The organism is Sulfurovum sp. (assembly GCF_015493435.1).
GTDB lineage: Bacteria > Campylobacterota > Campylobacteria > Campylobacterales > Sulfurovaceae > Sulfurovum.
Window position 1 is genome coordinate 1 of record NZ_WGDD01000055.1, and the last position, 2,283, is coordinate 2,283.

The following is a 2,283-nucleotide window of genomic DNA, read 5'->3' on the forward strand; positions in this document are numbered from 1 at the left end:
GAGCGCAAGCACATCACTGAAGTTGTGCATCGCATCACTCAGCAGTGCCAACGACCCAGAGATGATCCCTCCTACGATCTGCGAGAGGGTAATAATAATATTGAGAACGATTGTCCAGAAAAGGTTCTTCCCGCTTACTTTATGGTGGTGACCACTCATATTGCAATCCTTTACTTTAAATTATTTATAATTAACCAACTGGTTAGTTAATTATATCTGTATATTTTTTAATTATTTCTTAAAAAATGTTAATTTCTATCCATTTTTAAATTAAGCATTGATTTATATAATTTACAACCAATTCTGTTATTTTAAGTCTTCTAAAGCTGTACATAAGCTTCATAGAAAAAGTAAATTCCAAACCCGATTAACAAAAGGGCAAACCCCTTGTTAAGCCAGTCCGAAATTTTTACCATAGCGCTACTTGAAGTGATGCTTTGCGCAAATCCAACCGAAACACCTGCAGCAAGAAGTAATAGAGAATGACCCAATGCAAAAAGTAGAATAAGCCCATAAGCATACAAGTACCCGCTGCTTCCCGCCAGAGAGACAATGGCAAAAAGCGGTGCAGAGGCACAGGGTGTACTGACCAGTCCGAAGATCAGGCCGATGAGCAAACCACCGAAAAGCCTGTAGCGTATCAGCCTGTGGATGATAGCCGATTTATCGACCTCTCCCAAATAGCCGAAGGCATACAGAGCGATGAGAATGCTCAGCGTACCGGCAGTAAGGTAAGCCCACAGCGGTGCAATGGAAAGAAAGCCTCCGAACTTTGCCACAACCAGCCCCAAAATGGAAAAGCTTACTGCTACACCCAAAGCAAAAAGTACCGTGAACGCATAGGTATAGAGCACTTTTTTTCTGCCTTCAAGGTCTTTGTTCAGGGCAACTGCACTTCCTACAAGCAACGGTACCGCTACCAGCGAACAGGGAGCCGCGGCCGTAATGCTTCCCGAAAGAAAAGCCCCTGCAAAGACCAGCCAGGAATTGGACTCAAGCAAATGGGCAATGAACGGCTGCATCTCAGACTCTCCTATCTACCGACATTTTTGTTGATGACATCGCTTCGGGATCCAATATTGTTCAGGTTAAAACGGTAGTCATAGTTTTTCAGCTTCGTGATCTTCAGAAGTTTCTTCAGATCGGTGTTAAGCATATGTTTCATGGCTTCGAATGCCAGTGCTTCCAGTTCGTCAATATCCTGCGGCGTGACCGTCAGGTGCATTTTCTGCTTCTTCTTGATCTCTGCCTCTTTTGCTTTGAGAGGCTTGATGAAACTTTTATCGGCCAGTTCCACCCTGTATGTCTCTCCAGTGGAGATACGCTGTACAATGAATGCACCGCCGAGACTGTTGTCCAGAGAGAGTGTCCGGTGATTGATTCTCGCACCGCTCATCAGTGCGGAGGTATCGACCAGACAGGGGCTGTTCTTGGCGACTACCCGAAGATCAGTCCGGTCGATCACACCATCGGAAAAGAGTTTCGGCAGTGTATTGGAAAGCTCCACATAGGCCAGCACCAGCCCGTCGCAGAGATGACCGTGCGCACGTGCAAGTGTCCTGATGTCGAGCTGTTTGGGGTAGCGGTTGTAGCGCCCCATCGCACTGTCGGTATCTTTCACCCATACCGGATGTGCATTGGGGGCGTCCCTGACAACATTCTCATAAAAAGCATCGTCAATATTAAGATGCTGCTGTGCCGCCAGAAGTACTGTACCCGCCACTGCAGCAAACCCTATTTTCCTAAGCATTCTTTTGTGCTTCCTCTATAAGCTTGACCACTTCCTCGACAGAAAGCAGCTTGCCGGTCGAAACGACTTTTCCGTCCAGGACAAGCCCCGGTGTACTGACCACATTGTACTTCATGATCTCCATAATGTCATCGACTTTTTCGATCTGGTGAAAACCACCTACCTTGGCGACTGCCTGTTCTACAACTTTTTCAAGGGCCACACACTTTGTGCATCCCGTTCCCAAAATTTCTATTTTCATTTTTTTCTCCTTATTCATTTTCTGTATGCTACCGTTTCAAATCATAAAATCGAAATGCCGGCAAAAAACAGTCCAAATTCCGCGGCAATGCCGATCAGGAATATCCACAATATATTCAGTTCAAAATAACGGACTGCAATGAGTGCTCCCACTGCCCAGATATAGGCTGCCGGAGAGAGAAGGCTGACTTCCCCCATACTCAGTACAACGAAAAAAAGCATTCCGGTAAACGCAGCCAAAATACCTTTTAGCCCTCTGCGGATAAAGAGATTATCTTTAATTTTAGTGTAAA

Annotated in this window: 4 protein-coding genes and 1 pseudogene; all 5 read right to left on the reverse strand. The window is 45.6% G+C overall.

Annotation, left to right across the window (positions count from 1 at the left end; all coding sequences use genetic code 11):
• Nucleotides 1-159 (reverse strand): cation transporter (locus F8L24_RS10065; protein WP_294955268.1); only part of this gene is annotated, 159 nt, incomplete at its 3' end.
• Between the two features lie 161 nt (nucleotides 160-320).
• Nucleotides 321-1,022, reverse strand: a complete 702-nt coding sequence (locus F8L24_RS10070; protein WP_294955262.1) for a cytochrome c biogenesis protein CcdA — start codon at nucleotides 1,020-1,022, stop codon at nucleotides 321-323.
• An 11-nt stretch (nucleotides 1,023-1,033) separates the two neighbouring features.
• Nucleotides 1,034-1,750, reverse strand: coding sequence for a formylmethanofuran dehydrogenase subunit E family protein (locus F8L24_RS10075; RefSeq protein ID WP_294955264.1), 717 nt, complete (start codon nucleotides 1,748-1,750; stop codon nucleotides 1,034-1,036).
• On the reverse strand, nucleotides 1,743-1,991 hold the full coding sequence (locus F8L24_RS10080; RefSeq protein ID WP_294955266.1) for a thioredoxin family protein: 249 nt from the start codon (nucleotides 1,989-1,991) through the stop codon (nucleotides 1,743-1,745). Before F8L24_RS10080 ends, F8L24_RS10075 begins: the two co-directional genes overlap by 8 nt.
• A 41-nt stretch (nucleotides 1,992-2,032) precedes the next feature.
• A pseudogene (locus F8L24_RS10085) lies at nucleotides 2,033-2,283 on the reverse strand (chromate transporter); the annotation flags it as partial.